General features: G+C 68.2%; 21 protein-coding genes and 1 pseudogene. 17 read left to right on the top strand and 5 right to left on the bottom strand.

Annotated elements, in window-relative coordinates; translation table 11 throughout:
- The first annotated feature begins 2 nt into the window (after positions 1–2).
- Positions 3–1151, top strand: a complete 1149-nt coding sequence (locus tag A5698_RS06110; protein ID WP_068294569.1) for a sensor histidine kinase — start codon at positions 3–5, stop codon at positions 1149–1151.
- Positions 1152–1193: 42 nt separating this feature from the next.
- On the opposite strand, the gene A5698_RS06105 is transcribed toward A5698_RS06110, so the two are convergent.
- Both A5698_RS06105 and A5698_RS06100 read right to left on the bottom strand, forming a co-directional pair.
- Positions 1194–2333 (bottom strand): acyl-CoA dehydrogenase family protein, encoded by a 1140-nt coding sequence (locus A5698_RS06105; protein WP_068294449.1) that lies wholly within the window; start codon positions 2331–2333, stop codon positions 1194–1196.
- 55 nt (positions 2334–2388) lie between these two features.
- Positions 2389–3285: a DUF4436 domain-containing protein gene (locus A5698_RS06100; RefSeq protein ID WP_197506688.1), complete on the bottom strand. Its 897-nt coding sequence runs from the start codon at positions 3283–3285 to the stop codon at positions 2389–2391.
- A 114-nt stretch (positions 3286–3399) separates the two neighbouring features.
- Between A5698_RS06100 and A5698_RS06095 the strand changes: the two genes are divergently transcribed.
- The 9 genes from A5698_RS06095 to A5698_RS06055 all read left to right on the top strand — a co-directional run bounded on the left by A5698_RS06095 (position 3400) and on the right by A5698_RS06055 (position 10780).
- Positions 3400–4512: a Re/Si-specific NAD(P)(+) transhydrogenase subunit alpha gene (locus A5698_RS06095; protein ID WP_068294445.1), complete on the top strand. Its 1113-nt coding sequence runs from the start codon at positions 3400–3402 to the stop codon at positions 4510–4512.
- Positions 4512–4850, top strand: a complete 339-nt coding sequence (locus A5698_RS06090) for an NAD(P) transhydrogenase subunit alpha part 2 (protein ID WP_067080361.1) — start codon at positions 4512–4514, stop codon at positions 4848–4850. Before A5698_RS06095 ends, A5698_RS06090 begins: the two co-directional genes overlap by 1 nt.
- Positions 4847–6280, top strand: a complete 1434-nt coding sequence (locus A5698_RS06085; protein ID WP_068294443.1) for an NAD(P)(+) transhydrogenase (Re/Si-specific) subunit beta — start codon at positions 4847–4849, stop codon at positions 6278–6280. The genes A5698_RS06090 and A5698_RS06085 overlap by 4 nt, the downstream gene beginning before the upstream one ends.
- An 83-nt stretch (positions 6281–6363) precedes the next feature.
- Positions 6364–6777 (top strand): cutinase family protein, encoded by a 414-nt coding sequence (locus A5698_RS06080; RefSeq protein WP_084792288.1) that lies wholly within the window; start codon positions 6364–6366, stop codon positions 6775–6777.
- Positions 6774–7391 carry a DUF3159 domain-containing protein gene (locus A5698_RS06075; RefSeq protein ID WP_068294437.1) on the top strand — a complete coding sequence of 206 codons (618 nt, stop codon included), beginning with the start codon at positions 6774–6776 and terminating at the stop codon, positions 7389–7391. The genes A5698_RS06080 and A5698_RS06075 overlap by 4 nt, the downstream gene beginning before the upstream one ends.
- A gap of 152 nt (positions 7392–7543) precedes the next feature.
- Complete coding sequence (locus tag A5698_RS06070) at positions 7544–8392, top strand: ABC transporter permease (RefSeq protein ID WP_068294433.1); 849 nt, start codon at positions 7544–7546, stop codon at positions 8390–8392.
- Positions 8389–9417 carry a taurine ABC transporter substrate-binding protein gene (locus tag A5698_RS06065; RefSeq protein WP_068294430.1) on the top strand — a complete coding sequence of 343 codons (1029 nt, stop codon included), beginning with the start codon at positions 8389–8391 and terminating at the stop codon, positions 9415–9417. The genes A5698_RS06070 and A5698_RS06065 overlap by 4 nt, the downstream gene beginning before the upstream one ends.
- A complete protein-coding gene (locus tag A5698_RS06060; RefSeq protein WP_068294427.1) occupies positions 9401–10210 on the top strand; it encodes an ABC transporter ATP-binding protein in 810 nt (269 codons plus the stop codon). Before A5698_RS06065 ends, A5698_RS06060 begins: the two co-directional genes overlap by 17 nt.
- Positions 10211–10252: 42 nt before the next feature.
- The gene (locus A5698_RS06055; RefSeq protein ID WP_067080349.1) at positions 10253–10780 is read left to right on the top strand and encodes a DUF2231 domain-containing protein; all 528 of its coding nucleotides are present in this window, start codon (positions 10253–10255) and stop codon (positions 10778–10780) included.
- Here A5698_RS06055 and A5698_RS28460 read toward each other — a convergent pair.
- A pseudogene (locus A5698_RS28460) lies at positions 10777–10890 on the bottom strand (CAP domain-containing protein); the annotation flags it as partial. The gene A5698_RS06055 and the pseudogene A5698_RS28460 sit on opposite strands and share 4 nt — an antisense overlap.
- A 134-nt stretch (positions 10891–11024) precedes the next feature.
- On the opposite strand from A5698_RS28460, the gene A5698_RS06050 reads away from it, so the two are divergent.
- Together A5698_RS06050 and A5698_RS06045 are read left to right on the top strand one after the other, a co-directional pair.
- A complete protein-coding gene (locus tag A5698_RS06050) occupies positions 11025–11708 on the top strand; it encodes a TetR/AcrR family transcriptional regulator (RefSeq protein ID WP_067080346.1) in 684 nt (227 codons plus the stop codon).
- Positions 11705–13501: an acyl-CoA dehydrogenase gene (locus A5698_RS06045; protein ID WP_068294424.1), complete on the top strand. Its 1797-nt coding sequence runs from the start codon at positions 11705–11707 to the stop codon at positions 13499–13501. Before A5698_RS06050 ends, A5698_RS06045 begins: the two co-directional genes overlap by 4 nt.
- Positions 13502–13504: 3 nt before the next feature.
- Here A5698_RS06045 and A5698_RS06040 read toward each other — a convergent pair whose 3' ends face one another.
- Positions 13505–14611 carry an alcohol dehydrogenase catalytic domain-containing protein gene (locus A5698_RS06040; protein ID WP_068294422.1) on the bottom strand — a complete coding sequence of 369 codons (1107 nt, stop codon included), beginning with the start codon at positions 14609–14611 and terminating at the stop codon, positions 13505–13507.
- A gap of 60 nt (positions 14612–14671) precedes the next feature.
- Here A5698_RS06040 and A5698_RS06035 point away from each other — a divergent pair, with 60 nt between their 5' ends.
- Together A5698_RS06035 and A5698_RS06030 are read left to right on the top strand one after the other, a co-directional pair.
- Positions 14672–15112, top strand: a complete 441-nt coding sequence (locus tag A5698_RS06035) for an acyl-CoA thioesterase (RefSeq protein WP_068294418.1) — start codon at positions 14672–14674, stop codon at positions 15110–15112.
- A 13-nt stretch (positions 15113–15125) separates the two neighbouring features.
- Entirely contained in the window at positions 15126–15566 is a 441-nt protein-coding gene (locus tag A5698_RS06030; protein WP_067080334.1) for an SRPBCC family protein, read from the top strand.
- Between the two features lie 5 nt (positions 15567–15571).
- On the opposite strand, the gene A5698_RS06025 is transcribed toward A5698_RS06030, so the two are convergent.
- Complete coding sequence (locus A5698_RS06025) at positions 15572–16264, bottom strand: GntR family transcriptional regulator (protein ID WP_068294414.1); 693 nt, start codon at positions 16262–16264, stop codon at positions 15572–15574.
- Positions 16265–16389: 125 nt separating this feature from the next.
- Between A5698_RS06025 and fadD5 the strand changes: the two genes are divergently transcribed.
- The 3 genes from fadD5 (at position 16390) to A5698_RS06010 (ending at position 19938) form a co-directional block, all read left to right on the top strand.
- Complete coding sequence (fadD5, locus tag A5698_RS06020; RefSeq protein ID WP_068294411.1) at positions 16390–18057, top strand: fatty-acid--CoA ligase FadD5; 1668 nt, start codon at positions 16390–16392, stop codon at positions 18055–18057.
- 212 nt (positions 18058–18269) lie between these two features.
- On the top strand, positions 18270–19067 hold the full coding sequence (locus A5698_RS06015) for an MlaE family ABC transporter permease (protein WP_064401098.1): 798 nt from the start codon (positions 18270–18272) through the stop codon (positions 19065–19067).
- A 1-nt stretch (position 19068) separates the two neighbouring features.
- Complete coding sequence (locus A5698_RS06010; protein WP_068294408.1) at positions 19069–19938, top strand: MlaE family ABC transporter permease; 870 nt, start codon at positions 19069–19071, stop codon at positions 19936–19938.
- The last annotated feature ends 4 nt before the right edge of the window (positions 19939–19942 follow it).

Genomic DNA, 19942 nt, shown 5'->3' with positions numbered 1-19942 from the left:
TGATGCGGCTGCCGCTGCTCGCACTCGTCGCGGTGCTCGTGCTGATCTGGGAGGTCGATCACTGGCTGCCAGGGCTTTACGCGGTGGTGCTGGGGACGTGGTCGGTGGCGGCCGTGGTCTGGCTCATCGCGGTGCTGCGTGGCCCGGTGCCGCGGTGGGGAGGCTGGGCGTCCACCGGTGTCGACGTCCTGATGATCCTGGTGCTGTGCCTGGTGTCGGGTGGAGCCACCGCAGCACTGCTCCCGGTCTTCTTCCTGTTGCCCATCGCGGTGGCGTTTCAGGACCGGCCGGCACTGACAGCGCTGCTCGGACTCGGCGCGGCGTGCGCGTATCTCGGGGCATGGATCGTCTACTCGAAGCGGGATGACTCGGTGGGCTTGCCGGACGTCGTATACACCCAATTCGGATTCCTAGTATGGGGCGCAGTGGCGATGACCGCGCTGTGCGTCGTGCTGGTCCGCCGCCAGGCGCGTGTCGCGAAACTTCAAGCGGTGCGGCGTCAACTGGTGTCCGAGGCGATGCAGGCCGACGAGCGTCACAACCGCGAGGTGGCCGAGAACCTCCACGACGGACCGCTGCAGACACTGCTCGCGGCGCGCCTCGACCTCGACGAGTTGCAGGAGCGCAACGACGATCCCGCGCTGGAGGCGGTGCGTGAAGCGCTTCAGCAGACCGCCGCCGCGCTGCGCTCGACGGTGACCGAACTGCACCCGCAGGTGCTCGCACAGCTGGGCCTCACGCCAGCCGTGCGAGAGTTGGTGCGGCAATTCGAATCCCGCGGTGGTTATGTCGTGCACGCGGACCTCGACGATGTCGGAAAGCCAGAATCACAGCAACTGCTCTATCGCGCCGCCCGGGAGCTGCTCGCCAACATCCACAAGCACGCCGGCGCGACGACCGTGCGGGTGGGGCTGACACGGCGGGGGGACCGGGTCGTGCTGACGGTCTCCGACGACGGCAAGGGTTTCGACCCGGCGATCATCGAACAATATGTCGCCGACGGCCATATCGGACTGGGTTCGCTGCTGGCCCGGTTCGACGCCATGGGCGGCTCGATGAAGGTGAACTCCGTTGAGGGCCACGGCACCCAGGCCACGGTCACCTCGCCGCCGGAGCCGACCCCGTCAACCGCCGAGCAGACGCAAAGCTGACCATTTCGCCGCGAAGAAGGGCAGTTTGCTGTCTGCTCGCGGTCAGGAACTGAGGCCCCGGGCGATGACGAGACGTTGAATCTGGTTGGTGCCCTCGAAGATCTGGGTGATCTTCGCTTCGCGCATGTATCGCTCGACGCGGTAGTCGCGGGTGTAGCCGGCGCCGCCGAACACCTGCACCGCGTCGGTCGTCACCTTCATCGCGGCATCGGTCGCGACCAGCTTGGCCACGCTGGCCTGCTGTGAGTACGGCCGGTTCTGATCACGCCGTCGGGCCGCGTCCAGGTACGTCGCCCTGGCGGTGGCCACGGCGGCCGCCATGTCGGCGAGCAGGAACCCGAGGCCCTGGTGGTCGATGATCTTGCGCCCGAACGTGGTTCGTTCGTTCGCATAGGCGACGGCCTCGTCGAGCGCGGCCTGCGCCAACCCGGTGGCCACCGCGGCGATGCCCAACCGCCCGGAATCCAGTGCGGAGAAAGCGATCTGCAGGCCCTGACCCTCGCCGCCGATCAGCCGATCCGCCTCGATGTCGGCGTCCTCGTAGAACGCCGACGTCGTCGGAATCGCGTGCAGGCCCATCTTCTCCTCGGGCTTGCCGAAGCTCAGCCCCGGAAGGTCGCCGGGCACCAGGAAACACGAAATGCCCCGCGAGCCTTCGCCCGTCCGCGCGAACAACGTGTAGAAGTCGGCGCGCCCACCGTGGGTGATCCATGACTTGGAGCCGTTGAGCCGGTATCCGCCATCGGTTTTGGTGGCCGCGCAGCGCAGCGCGGCCGCGTCGGAACCGGCCTGGGGTTCGGACAGGCTGTACGCGCCGATCTGCTCACCGGACAACATCCCGGGCAGCCAACGCTGCTTCTGCTCGTCGGCGCCGAAGGTCAACAGGGGATGTGACGACAGGCTGTGCACGCTGACGGCCACCGCGACGGCCGCCCAGCGCGCCGCCAGTTCCTCGAGCACCTGCAGATAGACCTCAAACGGCTGTCCGCCGCCGCCCCATTCCTCGGGCTGGGGCAGGCTCAGCAGCCCGGCCGCGCCCAGCTGAGCCATCACGCCTTCGGGATAGCGCTCCGCCTTCTCGTGATCGTCGACGATCGGGTCGAGCACCTTGTCGGCGATGTCGCGGGTCAGCGCGATCAGGTCCTCGGCGTCCGGGGTGGGCAGCAGCCGGTCGACAGCCATCCGATGGCCTCCTGGTTGTGCGGGTCGAGACAACCATAGGCGGGCGCTTGCGCCGTCAGTCGCTGCGTCTCCACCAGGCGGTGAAGTACAGCACCATGGCCCCCGTCATCGCCAGCAGCACCCACAGGACGAGCACCTGGTCGATCCACGCGCCGGGCGGCGGAGCACCGGGCATGAAGTTGCGGATCGGGATGATCGCGAACAACGACGCGGCATACCAGGTACCGAACGGCGGGAGGAAGTTGCGTCGTCCGCGCAGCATCTCGATGGACACGAAGAGCGCCAGCGCGGGCAGCGTGATCAACACCAGGCATAGGCCCACGTCGAACGCGAGCGGGCCCTTGGCTCGCCTCAACGTCACCGTCTCGTAGTCACCGTCCTTGGCCGACTGGGTGGCCGGGCCGCTGCGCGTGCTCGAGACGTCCCAGCCGTCCAGCCCGCCGGTCACCACCACCCGTGCGGGCTCGAACGTACGGGCGTCACCGCTGCCGATGAGAATGTCGGCCCCCAGCGCGCCCAGCCTGTACGAGTCGAACGGCCACTTGTCGGCGTCGCCGCTGGCGGTGAGCGTGGTGCTGATCTCGGCGGGCAGCTGGCCCTTCGGTGTCTGCAGATCGTCGACGTCGATGTTGACCTCGTCAATGAAGAGGCGCACCGCGATATCGGTGTTGACCACGTTGAGGTCGTCGTTCATGTGATCGTCGGACGGGAAGACTACGACTTTGACGTCGATCTGGTTGGCGACCGTGTGCAGCTCCGACAAGGTCACGCGCACGATGTTGTCGTCGTCGGTGCCGAGGTCGGGCGAACCGAGAGTCGAGGCCTGTCCGGAGAGGTAGTGATAGCCGACCAGCGAGGCGGCGTAGATGATCAGGATGATCAGGACGGTGGCTATGTCGTTCAACCGTGAGCGCCTGCGGCTGCGCAACCTCGACGGTTCTTCTTCCCCCACCACGCGGATGCTAGTTGCAGCGGCGCCGGATCCCGGCGCGCCGTGCCGGTGGAAATCCGCGACGACCCGTATCGATTTAGCTGTGACCAGCGGTAGCGGTTAAGGTGTTCCGTCATGACGGAGCAGACGCATGCTGATGTCGCCGCCGCGGCGGCTCCGACGGTCGGGGTGGTCCGCGAATCCGGGGCGGACGAGCGCCGCGTCGCGCTGGTGCCGAAGGCCGTCGCGTCGCTGGTGAACAGCGGCGTCGCCGTCGTCGTGGAATCCGGGGCGGGCGAGCGGGCGCTGCTGCCCGACGATCTCTACACCGCCGCGGGCGCGACGATCGGCGACGCATGGAGCGCTGATGTCGTGGTCAAGGTGGCGCCGCCGAGCGCCGACGAGGTGGCCAGGCTCAAGAGCGGGCAGACGCTGATCGGATTCTTGGCGCCGCGCAACGCGGACAACCAGATCGCGGCGCTGAAGACGGCGGGTGTGCAGGCGTTTGCCGTCGAGGCGATCCCCCGCATCTCGCGCGCCCAGGTGATGGACGCGCTGTCGTCTCAGGCCAACGTCGCGGGCTACAAGGCCGTACTGCTGGCGGCTTCGGAGTCGACGCGGTTCTTCCCGATGCTCACCACCGCGGCCGGCACCGTGAAGCCGGCGTCGGTGTTGGTGCTCGGGGTGGGAGTGGCCGGACTGCAGGCGCTGGCCACCGCCAAGCGGTTGGGCGCGCGCACCACCGGTTACGACGTGCGCCCCGAGGTGGCCGATCAGGTCCGCTCGGTCGGCGCGCAGTGGCTCGAACTGGGCATCGAGGCCGCGGGTGAGGGTGGCTACGCCCGTGAGCTCTCCGAGGAGGAGCGCGCGCAGCAGCAGAAGGAGCTGGAACGCGCGATCACCGGGTTCGACGTCGTGATCACCACGGCGCTGGTGCCCGGGAGGCCGGCGCCCCGGCTGGTAACCGCCGCCGCCGTCGAGGGGATGAAGCCGGGCAGTGTCGTCGTCGACCTCGCGGGTGAGACGGGCGGGAACTGCGAGCTGACCGAACCGGGACAGACGGTCGTCAAGCACGGCGTCACCATCGCCTCGCCGCTGAACTTGCCCGCGACCATGCCCGAGCACGCCAGCGAGCTGTACTCGAAGAACCTGACCTCGCTGCTGGACCTGCTGATCACCGACGGTGCGCTGGCACCCGACTTCGACGACGAGGTCGTGGCGGCCTCCTGCGTCACCCGGGAGGGATGATGTACGACAATCTGCTGGCCAATCTCGCGATCCTGGTGCTCGCCGGGTTCGTCGGGTTCGCCGTCATCTCCAAGGTGCCCAACACCTTGCACACACCGCTGATGTCGGGCACCAACGCCATCCACGGCATCGTGGTGCTCGGTGCGCTGATCGTGCTGGGCGACCTGCCCGCCGACGCGCACTGGGGTGTACGCGCCATCGCGTTCGTGGCCTTGATCTTCGGCACGCTCAACGTGATCGGCGGCTTCCTGGTGACGGACCGGATGCTGGGGATGTTCAAGTCCCGCAAACCGGAGCCGAAATCTATCGAGACGACGGAAGCGGCGGCCGACAAGTGAACTACCTCGTCACCGTCCTCTACATCGTCGCGTTCGCGCTGTTCATCCTCGGCCTCTCGGGGCTGACCGGACCCAAGACCGCGGTGCGGGGCAACTGGATCGCCGCCACCGGTATGGCCATCGCCGTGATCGCCACCCTGATCAAGGTGCGTGACACCGCGCCGATCAACTGGATTCTGATCGTCGCCGGGTTGGCGCTGGGCGTGATTCTCGGTGTGCCGCCGGCCAAGAAGACCAAGATGACCGCGATGCCCCAGCTGGTGGCGCTGTTCAACGGCGTCGGCGGCGGCACCGTGGCGCTGATCGCGTGGGCGGAGTTCATCGAGACCGATGGCTTCGGACACTTCACCCCGGACCAGCACCCGACGGTGGCGCTGGTGGCCGGGTCGCTGTTCGCCGCGATCATCGGTTCGGTGTCGTTCTGGGGTTCGCTGGTGGCGTTCCTCAAACTCCAGGAGTCGATACCCAAGAAAGTCGAGAAGCGACTTGTCGCCTCGGCCAAGGTCTTTCAGGCCGCCAACGTGGTGCTGCTGCTCGGTGCGACCGCGGCGGCGATCTACATCGGGCTGAACGCCGGTACGGGCAGCCCGGACTGGACGATCGCGGTGGTGCTCGTGCTGGCCGGCCTGATGGGCCTGTTCGTGGTGTTCCCGATCGGCGGCGCCGACATGCCGGTCGTCATCTCGCTGCTCAACGCGCTGACCGGATTGTCCGCGGCCGCAGCGGGTCTGGCGTTGAACAACACCGCGATGATCGTCGCGGGCATGATCGTCGGCGCATCGGGCTCGATCCTGACCAACCTGATGGCCGTGGCGATGAACCGGTCGATCCCGGCGATCGTGTTCGGTTCCTTCGGCGGTGGCGCCGCCGCGGCGGCCGGCCCCGGCGGCGACCAGGGCACCGTCAAGGCGACCTCGGCCGCGGACGCCGCGATCCAGATGGCCTACGCCAACCAGGTGATCGTCGTCCCGGGCTACGGACTGGCCGTCGCGCAGGCCCAGCACACCGTCAAGGAGATGGCCGATCTGCTGGAGAGCAAGGGCGTCGAGGTCAAATACGCGATCCATCCCGTCGCGGGCCGCATGCCGGGGCACATGAACGTGCTGCTGGCCGAGGCCGACGTCGAGTACGACGCGATGAAGGAAATGGACGACATCAACGGCGAATTCGGCCGCACGGACGTCACGTTGGTCATCGGCGCCAACGACGTCACCAACCCGGCCGCGCGCAACGACCCGTCGAGCCCGATTCACGGCATGCCGATCCTCAACGTCGACGAGTCGCGGTCGGTGATCGTGCTCAAGCGCTCGATGAACGCGGGCTACGCCGGCATCGAGAACCCGCTGTTCTTCCTCGACCAGACCTCGATGCTGTTCGGCGACGCAAAGAAGTCCGTCACCTCGGTGATCGAGGAGCTCAAGGCGCTCTAACGACTACCTGCTAGCCGGTAGTGGGTTCTGCTGCCAGCGCCATTGGCGCGGCGTTGCGCCCGCGGTGAGATCGACGCGCCCACATCCAGTCCACCGCGGCGGCCTGCCCGAATACCAGCTTCGTGTTGGGCGGCTACTCGCAGGGCGCGGCGGTCGTCGACATCCTCACGGCGGCACCGGGGCCCATACTCGACTTCGCCGACCCGCTGCCGCCGGCGCTGGCCGACCGCGTCGCGGCCGTCGCGGTGTTCGGCAACCCCTCCGACCGGGTCGGCCTGCCGCTCACCGGGGCGAGCCCGCTGTACGGCGCCAAGACCGCCGAGTACTGCACTGTCGGTGACCCGGTGTGCTCCGACGGCGACGACCGTGCCGCACACAGCCTCTACATCCAGTCCGGCCTGGTCGACCAGGCCGCCCAGGTCGCGGCCGCCCGGGTGACCGTGGCACCGGTCCCGCCCGCCGCGCAGCTCGCGTCGAACGTAAGCTCGGGCGGGTGACGCAGCGACGTTCGCCCTTCGAGGTCCTGCTGGCCCGCGCGGGCGGTGTTCGCGGCCTGATCTACTCCGCACTGCCGGTCGTGGTGTTCGCCGCGACGTCGCCGACGCTCGGGCTGCCGGTCGCCACCGCAGCCGCCGTCGGTGCCGCGGCGGTGGTGGCTATTTGGCAACTGCTGCAACGGAACTCGGTGCGGCCAGCGTTGTTTGGTTTCGGCGCGGTCGCGGTCTGCGCGGTGGTGGCACTGATCACCGGGCGCGCCAAGGACTTCTATCTGCCGGGAATCTGGATGTATCTGGGCCTGGCGATCGCGTTCACGACCTCGCTGGTGGTGCGCCGTCCGCTGGTCGGCGTGGTGTGGGCGTGGATCACCGGACGCGACGGCTCCTGGCGCCGGGTGCGCAGTGCGCGGCTGGCATTCGACATCGCGACCGCGGTGATGGCCGCGGCGTCGTGGTCGCGATTCTGTGTGCAGTACTACCTCTACGACACCGACCGGGAGGGGCTGCTTGCCCTGGCGCGCGTCGCGATGGGCTGGCCGATCTTCGTGGTCACCTCGACGGTCATCTACCTCGCGATCCGCACCGCGCTGCGCACGCTGCCGCGCTCCGCCTGAGCCGCTCGCGGAATTTCGCTCGCGCTGATCGCAGATATTCACCCCTGCGCCGACACCCGGTACGAATACCCGGGTGAGCGCGACACTTGCTGCCGACTGCTGCTGTCGCTGAACCCTTCTCGCCTCACTTCAGCCACAGAAAGCCGCAGACCGTGTCCGTATTCGTTGACATCGTGCGCGACGAGCCGATCGTCGAGAAGCCCACCGCGAGGTGGCACGGCCGTCTGACCCGTGCGATGTTGCCGGTCTTGTCAGTGATGGTGTTCTTCGCCGTCTGGCAGCTCGCCGCCGCGAGCGGGGTCTGGAACCAGACGTTCGTGCCCTATCCGAGCACTGTGTGGCGAGCCTTCGTCGACATCTCCACCACCCACGACGGGGTCCGCGGCTATGCGGGGTACCTGTTGTGGGAGCACCTCTACATGACGTTGCGCCGGGTGCTGGCCGGCGTCGCGATCGGGGTGGCCCTCGGCGTGCTGCTCGGCCTGGTGATGGGTTCGATCGGCTGGGTGCGCAGCGTCCTCGAACCGTGGCTGACATTCCTGCGCGCGCTGCCGCCGCTGGCATACTTCTTCCTGCTGGTGATCTGGCTCGGCATCGACGAGGCCCCGAAGATCACCCTGCTGGCGCTGGCCGCCCTGCCGCCCGCCGCGGTCGCCACCACCGCCGCCGTGCTCGCCGCGCCGGTCGGATTACAGGAAGCCGCACGGGCATTGGGCGCGTCGCGGCGGGAGGTGATCCGCGACGTCGTCGTCCCGTCCGCACTGCCCGAAACGTTCACCGGCATCCGGCTCGCGGTGGGCATGGCCTACTCGTCGGTGGTCGCCGCCGAACTGTTCAACGGCATTCCGGGCATCGGCGGTCTGGTCAAAGACGCGAGCAATTACAACAACACCCCCGTCGTGCTGGTCGGCATCTTCGCCATCGGCATCTCCGGCCTGCTGATCGACGGTCTGCTTCGGGCCGCCGAACGGCGCGCCGTCCCGTGGAGAGGAAAGATATGAGAACCAAAGCTCTTCTGATAGCGCTTCTTTCGGCCGTCCTGGCCCTAGCCGGCTGCTCGGTGGACAAGTCCGACCAGGTGGCGGGCAAACCGACGATCCGGATCGGCTACCAGACCTTCCCGAGCGGCGACCTGATCGTCAAGAACAACCGCTGGCTCGAGGAGGCGCTGCCCGACTACAACATCAAGTGGACCAAGTTCGACTCCGGCGCCGACGTCAACACCGCGTTCATCGCAAAGGAACTCGACTTCGGCGCGCTGGGCTCGAGCCCCGTTGCGCGCGGCCTCTCGGCCCCGCTGAACATCCCCTACAAGGTCGCGTTCGTGCTCGACGTCGCCGGCGACAACGAGGCGTTGGTGGCCCGCAACGGCAGCGGTGTGAACACCATCGCCGAACTGCGCGGTAAGCGGGTCGGCACGCCGTTCGCCTCCACCGCGCACTACAGCCTGCTCGCCGCGTTGGCCCAGAACGGGCTGTCCGCCAACGACGTTGCGCTCGTCGACCTGCAACCGCAGGCCATTCTTGCGGCCTTCGACCGCGGCGACATCGACGCCGGGTACTCTTGGTTGCCGACGTTGGATCAGCTCCGCAAGAACGGCAAGGACCTCATCACCAGCCGGCAACTGGCCGAGGCGGGTAAACCCACCCTCGACCTCGCCGTGGTGGCCGACGAGTTCGCCGGCGCACATCCCGACGTCGTCGACACCTGGCGCCAGCAGCAGGCCCGCGCGCTCGACGTCCTCCACAACGATCCCGACGCCGCGGCCAAGGCCATCGCCGCCGAAATCGGGCTCACTCCATCGGAAGTCGCCGGACAGCTCAAGCAGACGGTGTACCTGACACCGCAGGAAGTCGCGTCCATCGAATGGCTCGGCTCCGACGGCGAACCCGGCAACCTGGCCGTCAACCTGCAGAGCGCCTCGCAGTTCCTCGCCGACCAGAAGCAGATTCCCGAAGCCGCACCGCTGTCGACGTTCCAGGCCGCGCTCTACACCAAGGGTCTGCCGGGTGTCCTCACTTCGTGACGTCGAAACCGTTGCACAGCAGCGGAACACCGACGGGGTCCGGATCAGCGGCGTCTCGCACCGGTACGGCCGCGGAGGCGACGCCGTGACTGCACTCGGCCCCGTCGACCTCACCGTGGAACCGGGGGCATTCCTGGTCCTGGTTGGGGCGTCGGGCTGCGGAAAGAGCACGCTGCTGCGGCTGCTGGCCGGGTTCGAGGCGCCGAGCGAGGGCTCGGTCCGGGTGGCGGGCGCCCCGCCTACGCCGGGTGTCACCGCGGGCGTCGTCTTCCAGCAGCCGCGGCTGTTCCCGTGGCGCACGGTCGGCGGAAACGTCGACCTGGCGCTGCGATACGCGGGAGTGCCGCGCGAGCGTCGCAGCGAGCGGCGCGACGAACTGCTGCGTCGGGTCGGGCTCGAAGGCACGGCGGGCCGCAAGATCTGGGAGATCAGCGGCGGCCAGCAGCAACGGGTCGCGATCGCCAGGGCGCTGGCGGCCGAGACCCCGCTGTTTCTGCTCGACGAACCGTTCGCCGCGCTCGACGCCCTGACACGTGAGCTGCTGCAGGAGGACGTCCGCGCGGTCAGCGCCGAGACCGGGCGCACGACGGTGTTCGTCACGCACAGCGCCGACGAGGCCGCGTTCCTCGGCTCACGCATCGTGGTGCTCACCCGGCGGCCCGGCCAGGTGGCCTTGGACATTCCCGTCGACCTCCCCCGCACCGGCAGCGACCCCGACGAGTTGCGGCGCTCGCCTGAGTACGCGGAACTGCGCGCGGAGGTGGGGGCAGCGGTGAAGGCGGCCGCGGCCTGACCTTGGGCGGTTCAGCCGACGGCGGTCGGGTAATCCGACGTCATGGACATGCACGCCCTTCTTCAGATCCCCGAATCGGCCGGCTCTCTCGACGCGGTCGCGGACCGGACGGCCGACGCGGTCGACCGGGTCCTCGGCGACGGCGCGTTGGCGCAGGGATTGCGCGGCTCCTGGCTCGGCCACCCGACGCATCCGTTGATGATCACGCTTCCGATAGGCGCATGGATGTCGTCGATGGTGCTGGACCTGATCTTCAAGGACCGCGACGCCGCGCGCCAGCTCATCGCGATCGGGTTGGCCGCGACGCCACCCGCGGTACTCGCGGGGCTTGCGGAGTTCCCGACGCTGGGAACGCGGCAGCGGCGGGTCGGGCTCGTGCACGCGGCAGGCAACACCGTCGCGGCGCTGGCGTTCTGGATGGCCTATCGGAAATACAAGAGGGGGAAGCTGGGCGCGGCGCGCACGTTCAGCGTGCTCGGGTTGACCGCGGTTTCAGTGGGCGGTGCGCTCGGCGGGCACCTGTCCTATGCCCAAGGCGCAGGGGTACACCGCTGGCAGTTGACGGGTTAGACCGGCGGATAGGCGGGCGGCGGGTAGACCCCACGCAGAATCCAGGCGAACCAGTTCACGCCGTATTCCAGCTCGTCGCTCGCGTCATAGTCCGGATTCGGATCCATGGGGTCACCTCTCGAGTGCGGCCGGTAATGACCGAAGTCTAGACCCGCCCTGCGCAGTGCGACACCCCCAACACCTACACTTCCAACCAGTTGATTGACCGCCGGACGCGCTTCCGGCCTGCATATAGTGAGTCGCCATGCCCTCTTCGGACGCCGCCACCCAGAACGGGAGGACCCGTCGCGACGAGTTGTTGGCCGTAGCCACCAAGCTCTTCGCCGCGCGCGGCTACCACGGCACCCGGATGGACGATGTCGCCGACGCGGTCGGCCTGAACAAGGCGACCGTCTACCACTACTACGCCAGCAAGTCGCTGATCCTCTACGACATCTACAAGGGCGCGGCGGACTTCACGGTCGACGCGCTGCACGACGACCCCACGGCGTCGGCCCGCGAGACGATCTACCACTTCACCCGGCGCCTGCTCGTCGGCATCGCCAGCGACATCGAACGTGCGGCCGTGTACTTCCAGGAGGGCCCCTACATCGGCGAGTGGTTCACCGAGGAGCAGGTGGCCTACATCCGCGAGAAGGAGACGCAGGTCTACGAACACGTGCGCGACGTCATCGACCGTGGCATCGCCAGCGGTGAGTTCTACGACTGCGACTCACACGTGCTGGCGCTGGGCTACATCGGCATGACGCTGGGCGCGTACCGCTGGCTGCGGCCCCACGGCAGGCGCACCGCCCAGGAGATCGCCGTCGAGTTCAGCACGGCGTTACTGCGCGGCCTGATCCGCGACGAGTCCGTGCGGGCGGAGTCCCCGCTGGGCATCGAGGTCGACGCGCTACCCGGCGAACCGGACACCGCGACCGCACCGTGAAGTCGCTGCTGCTGTCGCGTCGCGACCTCGACTTCCTGCTCTATGAGTGGCTGCGCGTCGAGCAGCTGACCGAACGCGAACGGTTCGCCGAGCACTCGCGCGAGACCTTCGACGCGGTGCTGGAACTCTGTGAGCAGCTGGCGACGCGGTACTTCGCGCCGCACAACAAGACCAGCGACGCCAACGAGCCGACCTTCGACGGCGAGAAGGTCACCGTGATCCCCGAGGTCAAGGAGGCGTGGGACGCGTTCGCCGCCGCCGACCTGATTGCGATGTCGATGGAGCACCGTCTCGGCGGCGCGCAGCTGCCCGCAGCGGTGGCACAGGCCGCGTTCGCCTGGTTCTCGGCGGCCAACCTCAGCACGACCGGCTACCTCATGCTGACGATGGCCAACGCCAACCTGCTGGCCCGCTTCGGCACCGAAGAGCAGATCGAGGGGTTCGTCAAACCGATGCTGGCGGGCCGGTTCTCGGGCACCATGGCGCTGTCGGAGACACAGGCGGGTTCGTCGCTGGCCGACATCACCACCCGCGCCGAACCCCGAGAAGACGGCACCTACCGGCTGTTCGGGTCGAAGATGTGGATCTCCGGCGCCGAACACGAACTGACCGACAACATCGTCAACCTGGTGCTCGCCAAGATTCCCGGCGGGCCACCGGGAACCAAGGGCATCTCGTTGTTCATCGTGCCCAAATACCTGCCCGGTGGCGACGGCGCGGTCGGCGAGCGAAACGACATCGTGCTGGCGGGGCTGAACCACAAGATGGGCCAGCGGGGCATCACGAACACGGTGCTCAACCTCGGCGAGGGCACGTACACGCCGGGCGGAAAGCCCGGAGCGGTCGGCTATCTCGTCGGCGAACCACACCGCGGCATCGCCTACATGTTCACCATGATGAACGAGGCCCGACTCGGCGTCGGGATGGGCGCGGTGGCGCTCGGCTACACCGGCTATCTCAAATCGGTGCAGTACGCCCGCGAGCGCCCGCAGGGCCGCCCGGTCAGCGCCAAGGATCCGTCGACGCCGCAGGTGCCGATCATCGAGCACGCCGACGTCAAGCGGATGTTGTTGGCGCAGAAAGCGTATGCCGAGGGCGGGCTGGCGTTGCTGCTGTACTGCGCGAAGCTGGTCGACCTGCAGCACAGCGCGGTGTCGGACGAGGAGCGCGACGCCACCACCCTGCTGCTCGAGATGCTGACGCCCGTCGGCAAGAGTTGGCCGTCGCAGTGGTGTCTGGAGGCCAACAGCCTGGCGATCCAGGTGCACGGCGGATACGGCTACACCCGCGAGTACGACGTCGAACAGCACTACCGCGACAACCGGCTCAACCCGATCCACGAAGGCACGCACGGAATCCAGAGCCTGGACCTGTTGGGCCGCAAGGTTCCTGCGCGCGGCGGCGCGGGCCTGGCGGCGTTGGGAACCGCGATCGAGAAGACGGTCGCCGAGGCAGCCGCACTCGGGGGTCGCCCCGCCGAACACGCGAGCCTTCTGGACGCGGCGTGGCAACGCCTGACCGCCGTCACCGCCGACATGTTCGGCTCCGGTGACGTCGACGCGGCCATGGCCAACAGCGTGATCTACCTCGAGGCGTTCGGCCACATCGTCATCGCCTGGATATGGCTACAGCAGGAGATCGCCGCGCACGGCCACACCGGCGATTTCTACGACGGCAAGCGCCAGGCCTCCCGCTACTTCTTCCGATACGAATTGCCCAGGACCGCACCGCAACTCGACCTGCTGGCCAGCCTGGATCGCACAACCCTGGAAATGCGCGACGGTTGGTTCTGACGCCTAGTCGAACCGGATGACCTGCCGCACCGCCCGGCCGTCGGCCAACTCGTCCATACCGGAGTTGATCTCGTCGAGCGAGATCGTCGACGACACCAGCGATTCGACAGGCAGCCGCCCCGCGCGCCACAGCTCGACGAACTGCGGAATCTCGCGCGACGGCACCGCCGAACCGAGATAGCTGCCGATCAGCGAACGTCCCTCGGCGACAAAACCCAAGGGAGACAGTGTCACTCGTGCATCGGGGCGGGGGAGGCCCACCGTCACCGTGCGCCCACCCGCGGCGGTGAGATCGACCGCGGTCTCCAGTGCGCTCGGATGCCCGACGGCTTCGACCACGATGTGCGCCTTGACGCCGTTCTCGCGGGCGTCTTCCGGCGAGTAGGTGTCGTGCACCCCGAGACCGCGTGCCCGCTCGAGCTTTTCGGGAAGTTGATCGACGCCGACCACGCGGACGTCGTCCTGCGCCAGCGCCATGAGCGCGGCGGCCATGCCCACCCCGCCGAGGCCGACGACGGCGACGGTGTCGCCCGGGCGGGGCCGCCCAGCGTTGACCACCGCACCGCCGCCGGTCAGCACGGCGCAGCCGAGAAGCGAGGCCACCACCGCGGGCACGTCGTCGGGCACCGGCACGACCGACCGGCGGTCGACCACCGCGTGGGTCGCGAAACCGGAGACGCCGAGATGGTGGTGCACGGGCTGCCCGTCGCGCGAGAGCCGGCGCTCGCCGGTCAGCAGCGTGCCCGCACCGTTGGCCGCGGAGCCCGGCTCGCAGGGGGTGAGGCCGTCCGTCGCGCATGCCGCGCATTCGCCGCAACGAGGCAGGAACGTCATCACCACGCGGGCGCCGACTCCGATGTCGGATCCGCCGGGGCCGATCTCTTCGACGACGCCGGCCGCCTCATGGCCGAGGAGCATCGGTACCGGCCGGACGCGGTTGCCGTCGACCACCGACAGGTCGGAGTGGCACAGCCCCGCGGCCTCGACCCGCACGAGCAGTTCCCCGGGCCCCGGCGCGGCGAGGTCGAGCTCGCCGACGGTCAGGGGTCGGGACTCGGCATACGGCCGGTCGCGGCCGATCTCCTCCAGCACGGCACCGCGGATCCTCATGGGACCAGCCTGCCGTCGCACCGCCCGAACCGGCAATCGCACGCCTGCCAGACTTGCGCCATGACCGAACGCGAGGCGATCCCGGCCCCGGCGGATTTTCCGGTGCACTGGCCGGTGACCACGCGGTGGGCCGACAACGACATGTTCGGACACCTCAACAATGCGGTTTACTACGCGCTGTTCGACTCGGCGATCAACGGATGGATCAACACCAGCCTCGGGCTCGACCCGCTGACCGCGCCCTGGCAGGGCGTGGTGGCCGAATCCGGCTGCCGGTATGAGGCCGAGCTGCGCTTCCCGGACCCGCTGACGGTGGGCCTCGCGGTCACCCGGCTGGGCAACAGCAGCGTCACGTACCGGCTGGGGCTGTGGCAGCAGGACGGTCCGACCGCCGCGGTCGGGCACTGGGTTCACGTCTACGTCGACCGGGCGCGACGCAAGCCGGTGCCGATCCCGGATCCGATCCGCGCACTGCTGGAAAAGGCCCGCATCGACCAATAGATATGCTCGTCGGATGCCGCTCGTGAGCAAGACAGTCGAGGTGGCGGCCTCCGCCGAAGCGATCATGGGGATCGTCGCGGACTTCGAGGCCTACCCCGAATGGAACGAGGAGATCAAGGGGTGCTGGGTGCTGGCCCGGTACAACGACGGCCGGCCCAGCCAGCTGCGACTCGACGTCGTGGTGCAGGGCCAGGCGGGCACCTTCATCACCGCGGTCTACTACCCCGGCGAGAACCAGATCTTCACCGTCCTGCAGCAGGGCGATCACTTCGAGAAACAGGAACAAAAGTTCTCCGTCGTGCCGCTGGGCGCGACCTCGCTGCTGACCGTCGACCTCGACGTCGAGACCAAGTTGCCCATTCCGAAGCCGATGGTGAAGAAGGCGATCGGCGACACGCTCGACTATTTGGCCGACAATCTCAAGGCCCGCGCCGAACAACTGGCGGCCACGTAGAGGGGTCAGCTCCACAACCCTGTTTCGTCGAGGCGCGCGATCAGGCGCTGGGCCCCGTCGGTGAACTCGCCGGCGGTCAGCGAGACGACGGTGTCGACGTCGCGTCGGCGCAGGGCGGCGATGAGCTCGCGGTGGCTGGCCACCGCGGCGACCCCCCACTGCGGGTCGCCGGCGTAGATCTGGCCCGGCAGGTAGCGGGCGACGTGGAGCAGGAACCAGGCCAGCTTGATGCGGCCGGTCGACCGGTTGAACGCTCGGTGGAACGCGAACTCCGCGGCGGCGATCTCGGCGATGTCGTGGTGGGCGACCGCGGTTTCCAACTCATCGTTGAGCCGGTCCAACTCGTCGATCTCGCCGTCGGTGATGCGGGCGGTGGCCGTCGCCGCCAGCTCACGGGCGATAGCGGCCTGCAGCCAGAAGATGTCCTCGACGTCGGCGCGCGTCAGCGGCACGACCACGTGGCCGCGGTGCGGCTCGAGCTGGACCATGCCTTCGCCGCGCAGGGTGCGCAGCGCCTCGCGCACGGGCGTGATGCTGACCCCGAGCGCTGCGGCCGTCTCGTCGAGCCGGATGAAGGTGCCCGGCCGCAGCACGCCGGTCATGATGTCGGCGCGCAGCCGCGCCGCGACCTCGTCGGACAGCTGTTCGCGCCGTACGCTCCGGCGCGGCTTCGAGAGCCGTGCGGTCGGTGCGTTCACTGTGTTCTCCCGGTGCGATCCGGCCTTCGTTGACGAGGGCTTGTACCCGAGCGGCCGAGGCCATAGTGTGACCGGGGCAACACCATGTTTGATCAAATGTCAAACGCGCGCAACCCCGAGATCCGATGGAGCAGCAAGTCTTGATCGAGCCGGACCCCACCGCCCAGCCCTATCTCGCTCGCAGACAGAACTGGACCAACCAGCTGGCCCGCCACGCACTGATGCAGCCGAACGCCACCGCGCTGCGCTATCTCGGCAAGACAACCACCTGGCGTGAGCTCGACCAGCGGGTCGGCGCCTTGGCCGGGGCGTTGAGCCGGCGGGGAGTGGGCTCCGGCGACCGGGTGCTGATCCTGATGCTCAACCGCACCGAGTACATCGAGTCGTTCCTGGCGGTCAACAAGCTCGGTGCGATCGCGGTCCCGGTCAACTTCCGCATGACCCCGACCGAGATCGCCTTCCTGGTCAGCGACTGTCAGGCCGGGGTGGTCATCACCGAGGCGGTGCTGGCCGGCGTGGCCACCGCGGTGCGTGACATCGACCCGACGCTGACCACCGTCGTCGTAGCCGGCGGCAGCACCGAGAACGACCTGATCGGCTACGACGACCTGATCTCCGAGGCCGGCGCACCGGCGGCGGTCGTGGACATCCCGAACGACTCCCCGGCGCTGATCATGTACACCTCGGGCACCACGGGCAGGCCGAAGGGCGCGGTGCTCACCCACACCAACATCGCCGGGCAGGCGCTGACCTTCCTGTTCACCAACGGCGCCGACATCAACAGCGACGTCGGCTTCATCGGTGTGCCGCTGTTCCACATCGCCGGGATCGGCAACATGATCCCCGGCCTGCTGCTGGGGCGGCCGACGGTCGTCTACCCGCTGGGCGCGTTCAACCCCGACGAGCTGCTCGACGTGCTCGAGGCCGAGCAGGTCACCGGCATCTTCCTGGTGCCCGCCCAGTGGCAGGCGGTGTGCGCGGCACAGCAGGCCCGCCCCCGCGATCTGCGGCTGCGCGTGCTGTCCTGGGGCGCGGCGCCCGCGTCGGACACGTTGCTGCGTCAGATGGCCGAGACGTTCCCCGGCACCCAGATCCTGGCCGCGTTCGGCCAGACCGAGATGTCGCCGGTGACCTGCATGCTGTTGGGCGAGGACGCGATCCGCAAACTCGGATCGGTCGGCAAGGTGATCCCGACGGTGGCGGCGCGTGTCGTCGACGAGGACATGAACGATGTTCCGGTCGGTCAGGTCGGCGAGATCGTCTATCGTGCACCGACTCTCATGGCCGGCTACTGGAACAATCCCCAGGCCACCGCGGAAGCGTTCGCCGGCGGCTGGTTCCACTCCGGCGATCTCGTCCGTCAGGACGAGGAGGGCTATGTCTGGGTGGTCGACCGCAAGAAGGACATGATCATCTCGGGCGGAGAGAACATCTACTGTGCCGAGGTGGAGAACGCGCTCGCCGCGCACCCCGCGATCGCGGAGGTCGCCGTCATCGGCCGCCCGGATGAGAAGTGGGGCGAGGTCCCCGTGGCCGTTGTCGCGCTGGATGCCGCTCTCAGCGCGGCCGAGCAGACCCATCTCGACCTGCGCGAGCTCGACGCGTTCCTCGACGAACGGCTCGCCCGGTACAAGCACCCGAAGGCGGTCGAGGTCGTTGATGCGTTGCCGCGCAACCCTGCCGGCAAAGTCCTGAAAACCGAACTGCGAGCACGGTTTGGGGCCGCGAAGCCGGTTGACGCCGCGCAAAGTAGCTCCGAAGGGACGGTTTCTACTGCGCCACAGCCGAATTAGAGAACGGAATCGGGTTTGCTAACGGTTCCAGGCACAATCCGGCCGATGCCCTGCACGGCGGGAATCGCATCGGGTACATTCCTGTGGTCTGTCTTACTACCGACTGGTAGCGAGACGGGGACAACAACAATCAGGTCGGGGCAAGGAGGGGCCGTGCGACAGGGGCTGCCGGTGCACCGCGACAGTCGCCGTTGCGCCACGGGAGCACACTGGTGACGGCGTCGACCGGCGTTGTCGGTTACGTACGCGATCAGGTCAGACCTGGCCTGGAAGCGGTCGGCGGCTTCGTACGCATGTGCGTTCTCGTCGGTAAAGCACTGTTCAAGCCGCCGTTCCAGTGGCGCGAGTTCATCCTGCAGAGCTGGTTCCTGATGCGGGTGGCGTTCCTGCCGACGCTGGCGGTCTCCATCCCGCTGACGGTGCTCCTCATCTTCACGCTCAACATCCTGCTCGCCGAGTTCGGCGCCGCCGACGTCTCCGGCGCCGGGGCGGCGATCGGCGCCGTCACGCAGCTCGGGCCTCTGGTGACGGTGCTCGTGGTCGCCGGGGCGGGCTCGACCGCCATCTGCGCAGACCTGGGAGCACGCACCATCCGCGAGGAGATCGACGCGCTCGAGGTCCTCGGAATCGACCCGATCCACCGGCTGGTGGTGCCCCGCGTCGTCGCCTCCACCTTCGTCGCTCTGCTGCTCAACGGCGCGGTGATCACGGTCGGGCTGGTCGGTGGCTTCATCTTCGGCGTCTACCTGCAGAACGTCTCCGCGGGCGCCTACGTCTCGACGCTGACCCTGATCACCGGGCTGCCCGAGGTCGTCATCTCGATCATCAAGGCCATGACGTTCGGCCTGATCGCCGGCCTGGTCGGTTGCTACCGCGGCCTGACCGTCGCCGGCGGCGCGAAGGGCGTCGGTACCGCGGTCAACGAGACGCTGGTGCTCTGCGTCATCGCGCTGTTCGCGGTCAACGTGGTCCTGACCACGATCGGTGTCCGGTTCGGAACAGGGAGCTGACGTGTCGACGACAACGGTCCTGCGTTCTCGGTTTCCGCGGGCGTACGAGCGCACCAAGGGTGTGGCCAGCGCGCCGGCCCGGTTCCTCGACAGCGTCGGGCACGTCGCATGGTTCGTCATCACCGCGGTCGGGTCGATCGGCCACGCACTGCGCTACTACCGCAGGGAGACGCTGCGGCTGATCGCCGAGATCGGCATGGGCACGGGCGCGATGGCCGTGATCGGCGGCACGGTCGCGATCGTGGGCTTCGTGACGCTGTCCGGTTCGTCGCTGGTCGCGATCCAGGGCTTCGCCTCGCTCGGCAACATCGGTGTCGAAGCGTTCACCGGCTTCTTCGCCGCACTGATCAACGTGCGCATCGCGGCGCCGGTCGTCGCGGGCCAGGCGCTGGCCGCCACGGTCGGGGCGGGCGCGACGGCGGAGTTGGGTGCCATGCGCATCAGCGAGGAGATCGACGCGCTCGAGGTGATGGGCATCAAGTCGATCTCGTACCTGGTGTCGACCCGGATCATGGCGGGCTTCATCGTGATCATCCCGCTGTACGCGATGGCGATCATCATGAGCTTCCTGTCCGCCCAGGTGACCACCACGTTCTTCTACGGCCAGTCGATCGGCACCTACGAGCACTACTTCCGGACGTTCCTGCGTCCCGACGACGTCTTCTGGTCGTTCATCCAGGCGGTGATCATCTCGGTCATCGTGATGCTCAACCACTGCTATTACGGCTACTTCGCCAGCGGCGGCCCGGTCGGCGTCGGCGAGGCCGTCGGTCGCTCCATGCGCGCATCGCTGGTGGCGATCGTCTGTGTGGTCCTGTTCGCCTCGTTGGCGCTCTACGGCGTCGACCCGAACTTCAACCTGACGGTGTAGCGCC

This window comes from Mycobacterium sp. E136 (genome assembly GCF_001666865.1).
Lineage (GTDB): Bacteria > Actinomycetota > Actinomycetes > Mycobacteriales > Mycobacteriaceae > Mycobacterium.
The sequence above is the reverse complement of the archived record's forward strand: the minus strand, read 5'-3'. Positions and strand labels throughout refer to the sequence as shown.

Bases quoted from the DNA above. Each gene is read 5' to 3' on its own strand.
- A5698_RS06050 (WP_067080346.1), top strand. From the start codon at position 11,025: ATGCCCTCTTCGGACGCCGCCACCCAGAACGGGAGGACCCGTCGCGAC.
- A5698_RS06105 (WP_068294449.1), bottom strand. From the start codon at position 2,333: ATGGCTGTCGACCGGCTGCTGCCCACCCCGGACGCCGAGGACCTGATC.
- A5698_RS06095 (WP_068294445.1), top strand. From the start codon at position 3,400: ATGACGGAGCAGACGCATGCTGATGTCGCCGCCGCGGCGGCTCCGACG.
- A5698_RS06110 (WP_068294569.1), top strand. From the start codon at position 3: ATGCGGCTGCCGCTGCTCGCACTCGTCGCGGTGCTCGTGCTGATCTGG.
- A5698_RS06065 (WP_068294430.1), top strand. From the start codon at position 8,389: ATGAGAACCAAAGCTCTTCTGATAGCGCTTCTTTCGGCCGTCCTGGCC.
- A5698_RS06035 (WP_068294418.1), top strand. From the start codon at position 14,672: ATGACCGAACGCGAGGCGATCCCGGCCCCGGCGGATTTTCCGGTGCAC.
- A5698_RS06090 (WP_067080361.1), top strand. From the start codon at position 4,512: ATGTACGACAATCTGCTGGCCAATCTCGCGATCCTGGTGCTCGCCGGG.
- A5698_RS06055 (WP_067080349.1), top strand. From the start codon at position 10,253: ATGGACATGCACGCCCTTCTTCAGATCCCCGAATCGGCCGGCTCTCTC.
- fadD5 (WP_068294411.1), top strand. From the start codon at position 16,390: ATGGAGCAGCAAGTCTTGATCGAGCCGGACCCCACCGCCCAGCCCTAT.
- A5698_RS06030 (WP_067080334.1), top strand. From the start codon at position 15,126: ATGCCGCTCGTGAGCAAGACAGTCGAGGTGGCGGCCTCCGCCGAAGCG.
- A5698_RS06040 (WP_068294422.1), bottom strand. From the start codon at position 14,611: ATGAGGATCCGCGGTGCCGTGCTGGAGGAGATCGGCCGCGACCGGCCG.